This window comes from Paenibacillus elgii NBRC 100335 (assembly GCF_004000865.1).
Lineage (GTDB): Bacteria > Bacillota > Bacilli > Paenibacillales > NBRC-103111 > Paenibacillus_G > Paenibacillus_G elgii.
Genome location: NZ_BIMB01000099.1, coordinates 1 through 8193, shown reverse-complemented (window position 1 = coordinate 8193; position 8193 = coordinate 1). Strand labels below are relative to the sequence as shown.

Here is an 8193-nt window from a genome sequence, read left to right as displayed (position 1 = left end):
GTTGGATAACGCATCCCGACTCCAAGACAGACGACCGTAAGGATCGTATCCATAAGAAATTGTTCCGCTCCCCACGGTCCCTTCCGATGTTTTCATCCCAAGGGCATTCCATTGTACAAATGAAGTGACACCGGTTTGATCTACAGAGGTGATCTTGTTATTCGCATCATCATACGACATCGTCACTTTGCTTCCGTCTTGGAAAGTGGCTTCTTTTACTCGTCCAAGCTTGTCATACAAGTACGATGTAGCGTGATTTTTGCCATCGATATATCTTGTAATTTTACCTGTTGTCTTGTTGTACTCCGCCTTTTGCTCAATTGTCGAACCGGCTCCATCCACATCCGTTACTGTAGACCATAGCTTTGTTACGAACCCTTGATTGTACGCCGGGCCATATTCCTTATTTATGACTATATTTCGAGCATCGTCTTTGAGCGTCACCGTTGTTGCATTCCCAAAAGCGTCATAACCAACGTTGACTTGTGCCCTCAATGCGCCATTCGCATTGTTGTCTTTGTCGGTTACCTGTAACACACTGCCCTTCTGATCATCCCGCACATAGTGGGTATAGCGAGACAAGTAAGCATTGACCGGCTGTGTCACCGATTCAAGCCAGTGTGTCGTCGGATGATAGGTGTACGTTATCGTCGCATTGTCCGGATTCGTCTCGGTAAGCACATTACCGTAATCATCATACGACTTCGTGACTACTTTTGCAGGTCCTTCAGCTTCTCCAACCTTGATCTTGGATGTTACTTTTATCGGAGACGGCCACCGCTTTGCTTCATTATATTCCATAACATCTTCAAACTGCTTTGCACCGCTCACTTGCTTGATTACGGTATTATAAATGACTTCGGGCGTCTTATCGTCGATGTATTCTTTCTTATAGTTATACGTGGTCTCTTTTCTTCCGTCATTGATGGTTGTCGAGAACCAGTACGTTCTTTGCTGAACTTCAGCACCGTCTTCATTATGGTAGTCATAACTTACATAATTGTATTTTTCTTCGCTTCCATCGGTATAGGTTGCAATATCTTCTCTTGATTTAACACGATAGACCGTTTCTTTGGCTATAGGTCCGAGCTTGCGGTCCGATGAAATGTACTCATATTGCGTGCGGGCCTTGGTTGGATGCTGCACTTGTTTCAGCAAAGCGGCATAATTCTCTTTTTTACGGCTATCATTCACCAAATCGAACGGCGCTAGGGCAATTTCATAGCTATACTGCGTTTTTCGATTCTCAGCATCCGTTACGGCAGACAGTAATTCTTTATTCCCTTTCGGATCTTTCTGCTTTTCGTATTTCACGGTCTGATCCCCCAAAGTGAGGGTCACCTCCGTGCCGGAGTACGTAATATTTATTTCATTGCCCAGGGCATCCCGTACTTTCGATAACACTGCCCCATAAGAGTTATACTGATATTCAAATTGAATGGTATTGTTGTAAGCATCGGATATTTGAATGAGCCTGTCATAGGAAAAGTAATGTTTTTGACCATTTAAATATTTGAGCACAATGGTTGATTTTAAGTTGTTCACCGTAACGGAATCATCATAAGCGAACGTAATATCTTTCCATGGATATCCCTTCAACTGACTGTTCTCAATCTCGTAAGAAGCTCCTCCGAAGAGATGAGCGATCATCTTATTGTTTGTATACTCTATATACGGAATATCCCAGCTCCACCCTTTTCCAATGGCAAAGCGGTTTTCGTACGCTTTTTCTTTTGTCTTATTAACATACCTAGGCTGAGAAGAAAAACTGGGTTGATACATGGGATCACTGAGAACATAACCCGTTGTATAGGCTTTGGCAATAAAAGGAACCCCTTTAAGAGTCACATCATAATTAGCCATATACGGAGAACTATTGGGATCATCAGGATTCACGTAGGGCCATTCTTTCTCATGCTGTTCCCTCACACGGTTGTCAAGTTCCCAGGTTTCCGGATAGATAGAGGGGAAAAACCAGGCCCTCATATCGCCCAAATATTCCAAGATGGATTTGTAATAGTGAGGGTCGAAAAAAAACTGCGAAGCATTCGCGTACTGAACCGGCATTCCTGTATATTTATGATAAAGCCTGACATTGAGAGCAGGGTAATATCTCGCTGTGTACGGGTTTCCTGAATAGACGTCCTTGTCGTAGTAAATGGAATCCGCACTATCGTATTTTCTGGTCAATGCAAATGAAAGTCCATTTCTTCCAGGCAGAACCAGATCCGTCGCTTGCACCTGAAGAGAACCGCTTACCAGAGATACATTTTCATGAAAAGAAGAAACGGAGAAAGGAGCGGTATTCATTTTTAGATCTTGACGTGACATGGCCAGTTGGTCATAAGTCTTGGAATACGAATCAAGACTATCGGAAATGAAAAGAGACCTTTTCTGCCTTGAATTGGAATAAGTACTCTCGAAAACCGATGAGGGAAATTTGCCGTAGGTAATCGTTGATACATTAGAGACTGAGGGTATATTGCCATATGTAGCTGCCATCACATCAAGCAGTGGAACCTGAGGCATAGTGGCTTTTTCCTGCTCCGGCCGCTTCGGTGCAAAGTCCATTTTCTGAAAACGCGCATCAACATCCGGATTTATTTTTTTTAGTATCTCTTCAAGAGATTGGTTCGGTTCTGTCCTTGTCTGCAAAGCGGAATGGATATCCTGCATGGAATATCCTTTGTTTAATTCATTTAATAGACTGCTTTCAGGTACATTGTATTTTCGGCTTAGCCATTCAATCGTTAATACCTCTTTGGATTGATTCTCCACGGGAGCTGAAGTTTTTACATCCCCCACATTGGCATAGGATTGCGCCATCGGAATGAGCATTTGAGCCAGTAGGGTGAATAGCAGTACAAAGCTTAGTGTTTTTTTCATCGTTAGCTCCTTAATTTGGTTTCTGGTGCCCTGCTTTATTCCCACCCGCAGTGATCTTCCAGTTGATCGAATTCTACATTGTATTTGTTTGTACTCCTGTCCGTTCTGTTAAAATCTGCTCCTTAACAAATTCCCATTTGCATCATAATCAAACCATATTCTCTCTCCATTCTTAAACTCCATATACTCTAACTTACCGGCGGCATTGTAGTGATAATCTATCATTCCGGAGGGTAACTTCGTAACCATAATTACAAAATTGCTTGCTTCAGAAACATTACCGGCAGCATCTTTTGCCCTAACATTGAATTGATACCTCGTGATTTTCCTTAAATTAGTTACTACATAGTTATTGGTCTTACTTGAAGCGATCAAATTGGCCCCATCGTATATATCATATTCAACAACCCCTATATTGTCTGTTGAGGGGTTCCAGCTAAGGCTAACCGTTGTTTCCGTTGTTTCCGTTATATGCAAACCGGTAGGCGGGGTTGGCCGTGTTACATCAAGAGTAGTAACAATTAAAGCATTGCTTGGCTCCGATACATTCCCAGCAGCATCTTTGGCTCTAACCGTAAACTGATACTGTATCGCTTCATCCAGATACCTAGGTGTAGTAAAACTGGTGTTCGTGCTGGAACCAATTTTGTTTGTCCCTGCGAATACTTCATATTCGACTACGCCCACATTGTCAGTCGACGCGCCCCATTCCAAACTTACACTTTTCCCCAAATTCTCTTTCAAAACCAGGTTTGTTGGAGGAGTGGGGCGTGTCATATCCGGAATAACAACCGTTCTTACAATGCCAGGTTCGGATAAGTTTCCGGCAAAATCAATTGCTCGTATAAAAATATTGTACGTCGTGGTATCCTTAAGCCCCGTGATTTTATAATGATTCGTTGGCGAACTAAATACTTTATCATTGACATAAACCTGGTAACCTGCCAGCCCGCGATCATCCGTCGACGCACCCCATGTAAGTTCAATACTGTCATGCGTAAAATCCAAGATGTTTATGCCAAACGGAACTGTCGGAGGTGTCGTATCTGGAGTTTGTTGAGTTCTGGCATATAAAAACTCACTCGAATCAGAGATGTCCCCATTTTTATTGACTGCTTTAACAAAGAACGTATATCCCTTATTTTCAGGCAGCCCCGTTATTGTATAAGAGTTTTTAGTTGTCGTCCCTATTCGTTTTGAGTCTTGGTAAACTTCGTAGTGTTGTACTTCATTGCTATTCGCCGGAGATGTCCAACTTAAGTCAATACTCGTTAATGTACTGGTATATTTTAAGCCTGTTGGAGCTTCAGCCGCGTTGTAGGTAATCATGATATTAGCTTCCATTGGGTAGGGATAAGGATAAAAATCCTTATAAAATGCTCCTCCGTACACGATAGCGTTTGAACCAAATTTACTTCTTATTTCATTCCCGCTTACCTCCAGCATATTTCCATCATTAAACAAGCTTGTTTTTCCCATATGGACCACTTCATTCCCATCATCTCCAGGAGCCGGCGATCTTCGCGAAAAATTATTTTGCTTCCCGTATTCTTTCTTGGTCAAATATACCTCCATGGGAAAATTAACGGAGATATTGTCTTCTATGCTTTCATAAATCCAATTCGAAAATCGAATGTTCAGTATACTTTTTGTATTAATATCTGGTGTATCCACATAGAGTTTATTTGGAAATCCACCTTCGTCAAATGTATGACCTGATACTGTTGTTGGATCTATGACAATTGGATACTTCAAACCTTGATCATTCAGTGTCAAAGTAATGATTGACTCTTCTCCTTTAGGTGAAACATCCACAGAAATTCGATCATAACGAAGTTCTGAGTTGGAAGAATCCCGAACCCACATAGGAGGGATGTAAAATACAACCTTTCCGCTTTGATTCACAAAGTTAATGCTTCCATCCTTTAAAGACTGTATTTCCAACCCCGAGGTTTTGGTTAGAAATTGAAATGATTTAGGAGCACTTTGATCGTTAAGGTGAAGTTCCATTTTCAAGTCATCATTTCTAATTTGATACTGCAAGTCCGTGCTACTCCATAAGTTGGAGTATTTTATGGTGTTTTCTTCGACCGTTTTTTGATGTCATTGATTAATTTGCAGCGGCTTATAAATAATGGCTTTACCAGCCATCTCTATTGTCGTCGAAGGACTCTCATTCGTTCCAAATCTTACTTTAAATCTGTTTTCATTCATCTCTTCCGTATAAGCCAAGCCTATGCCTTTAGACTTAATCTTCGTATCAATATCCTTCCAGCCTGTTCCTTCCTTGTAATGTAATGAATAAGCTGCACTGTATACAGTAACTGTATTATCACTATTTAAGAAGTATTTGGAGTTTTTTGTCCTCTTGTCCGTAAGCTCTTTGACAATGGACACATCCTCTTTGTAAGGTGTCATATCCCTTGTTTCCGATGCTTGTTGTACGATCGTGTGCATTGGTTGGATCAAAGCTATTCGCATCTTTATCATATACTTCATTGGCCGCGTTAAGCCGGCTCCTTTCACTACTATTGAAATTTCCAACGGGATCTGCAAATACAGTAGAAATTGATAATAGAAGCATAGATACAAATAGTAATAATGAAACTTTCACTTTTAGCATCAGTTACTGTCTCCATTTCGCTTCTTATTTCTAAATCATTTGTTAAAAAGCATTTAAATCAGTGTCTCAGACCCTCTCTCCAAAGTTTTCAAAGAATATCAATCATTATACATGCGCTAATTGTCTAGTATTGTCGAAATTTGTAATTTACAATAGTTTAATAAACTAAATTCTATATAATTTATCCATTAAGGATTTTATTTAGCTCTCACTTAACGATATGAAATCAATCCAGTAAGTCCCTTGTCCATTGATATCTCCTGGAGAGATTAATACAATCGCTCTTTGAGCGGCAGCTGGCGCAATTCCTGACACGGCTAGTTTGGTCCAATCTTTTGTTCCTTCAACGGAAGGGGAATAAGCAATATTATTCCATATCCAAGCTCCTGTTTCGTCTTGCCAATACATCCTCAAATGGATGCCTTTTCCCGTTATGCCTGATGTTTTCACATAGGCAGTTGCAACAAGAGTCTTACCTCCAATAAAGGTGCCGAAGTTACAGCTTTCATACTGGAACTGGTCACCTGAACTGGAACGTATTACTTGTAATGATTGTTTCCCCTCAAATACTGCAGTCGAATCTATAAAAGATTTGCCATCAGTTCCGTTATTTATAGACCAGTCTTGTATTCCTGCTTCAAAACCAGAATTCATTAAATAATTGGATGGTTGCAACTCCGTAATCTCAACCGAGTCAATCCAGTACGTTCCTTGTCCATTCATATCGCCAGGAGAGACTAGTGCAACAACGCTCTGGGCATTAGGTGGAGCGATACCGGTCACCGTTAACTTCGTCCAATCCCTTGTCCCATCTACAAAAGGGGAGTACTCTACATTGTTCCATATCCACAACCCAGACACATCCTGCCAATACATCCGCAAATGTACACCTTGTCCCGTTATTCCGGAGGTTTTTATATATGCAGATGCTGTAAAAGTCCTTCCCCCCATGTAAGTGCCGGAGTTGTACCCTGCATATTGAAACTGATCACCTGCACTGGCGCGAGTTACTTTTAAGGATTGTCTCCCATTAATTGCTGAAGCCGTATCTATCGCAGATGCGCCATCTTTTCCGTTATTTATGGACCAGCCGGAAACCCCTGTTTCAAAGCTCGGATTGGTTAAATAATTGCTTCCCTTTTGTGTTTCTGCTACTTCCACCGAATCAATCCAATATGTTCCTTGTCCGTTCGTATCACCGGGAGACACAAGTACAACCATTCTTTGGGCAGCAGCGGGTGCAGTTGAAGTAGCGGTAAGTTTGGTCCAATCCTTTGTCCCATCTATCGAAGAGGAATGCCCTATATTTTCCCATATACAGGACCCGGCCGCATCTTGCCAGTACGTCCTTAAATGTACACCTTGTCCCGTTATTCCTAAGGTTTTAATATAAGCAGATATTGTAAACGTTCGACCTCCAATATATGTATTATAATCATGTCCTTCAAATTGAAACTGGTCGCCGACACTGGCACGAGTTACTTTTAAGGATCGCTTCCCATTAAATACTGTTGTTGTATCTACTACAGCTGTACCATCGATTCCGTTATTTATGGACCAGTCTGCCAATCCTTCTTCAAAACTCGGGTTAGCTAAATGACTTGCTGTTTTCAGTGTTTCTGTTATGGCTACTGCGTCTATCCAATAAGTCCCTTGTCCATTGATATCTCCTGGCGAGACTAATCCAACTACACTTTGGGCACCAACGGGTGCGGTTCCAGTAACGGTTAGTTTGGTCCAGTCCTTTGTCCCATCTACAACAGGGGAATACTCTATATTACTCCATATCCAGGCCCCTGATGCGTCTTGCCAATACAGTCTCAAATGGACGCCTTTTCCCGTTATCCCCCAAGTTTTCACAAATGCTGAGAGAGTAAATGTCCTTCCCCCGATGTAAGTCCCGAAATTGTGCCCTTCATATTGAAACTGATCGCCGGCACTAGCGCGAGTTACTTTCAAAGATTGTTTCCCATTAATTGCCGAAGCCGTATCTATTGCTGATGCGCCATCATTTCCGTTATTTATGACCCAATCTTCAATCCCTTTTTCAAAGCTGGGGTTAGCTAAATAGTTTCCCTGGGCGGATTTATACACTTTTTTAATAAGATTTCCATTCGAATCAAATATGTTTTTTGTCCAGTTCAAGGTTCCATTTTTATGGTTCACCACTGCTTTTAATTGATTGTCAGCATCATAACTGTAGCTTGATTCTTTATCTTTTAACTGTATGGAGGAAACTTCTGAAAGTGGTGCACAGCTACTCGTTTCTGCTTGAGTATATAATGGAAAATTAATTAAAGATATAACAAATACGACAAAGAATGCTGCTCTAACCAAATTTCTTCTAGATAAAGACATTTCTACGTCATCTCCTATAAGCCCCTAATGATAATGCTGGATGAGCTTCAAAGCGTGGTCCCAAAGTAGCAAGTCTTAGCGCCACACAATTTAAAACCCTAATAAAAAAACAAACCCCGGGATTGAGCAGTAAAGTCAACTCCGGGGGAATTCCATGTGCTAACGAGCCATATATTTATAGGTTCATTCGACGAATCAAAGCTTCTTATGCGCAATGCCTTTGAACCCTTTAAGATTTCTCTAAACAAGGTCTAAAGAACTTTACTAACCCTTTTTCTTTACCACTAAAGTTCCTATACATATTTTCTTGAATATCAGAGGAAGAC

General features: G+C 41.1%; 4 protein-coding genes. All 4 read right to left on the bottom strand.

The features are described from left to right. Nucleotides 1-2886: RHS repeat domain-containing protein (locus PEL01S_RS33740; RefSeq protein ID WP_164824372.1), on the bottom strand; the 2886-nt coding region annotated here is incomplete at its 3' end. 108 nt (nt 2887-2994) lie between these two features. Continuing rightward, the gene (locus tag PEL01S_RS33735; protein WP_443093774.1) at nt 2995-4962 is read right to left on the bottom strand and encodes a fibronectin type III domain-containing protein; all 1968 of its coding nucleotides are present in this window, start codon (nt 4960-4962) and stop codon (nt 2995-2997) included. Nucleotides 4963-4989: 27 nt separating this feature from the next. Beyond that, the gene (locus PEL01S_RS33730) at nt 4990-5304 is read right to left on the bottom strand and encodes a hypothetical protein (protein ID WP_127463291.1); all 315 of its coding nucleotides are present in this window, start codon (nt 5302-5304) and stop codon (nt 4990-4992) included. Between the two features lie 406 nt (nt 5305-5710). Next, nucleotides 5711-7867 (bottom strand): carbohydrate binding domain-containing protein, encoded by a 2157-nt coding sequence (locus tag PEL01S_RS33725; protein WP_127463290.1) that lies wholly within the window; start codon nt 7865-7867, stop codon nt 5711-5713. Between the last annotated feature and the right edge of the window lie 326 nt (nt 7868-8193).

Bases quoted from the DNA above. Each gene is read 5' to 3' on its own strand.
- PEL01S_RS33730 (WP_127463291.1), bottom strand. From the start codon at position 5,304: ATGACACCTTACAAAGAGGATGTGTCCATTGTCAAAGAGCTTACGGAC.
- PEL01S_RS33725 (WP_127463290.1), bottom strand. From the start codon at position 7,867: ATGTCTTTATCTAGAAGAAATTTGGTTAGAGCAGCATTCTTTGTCGTA.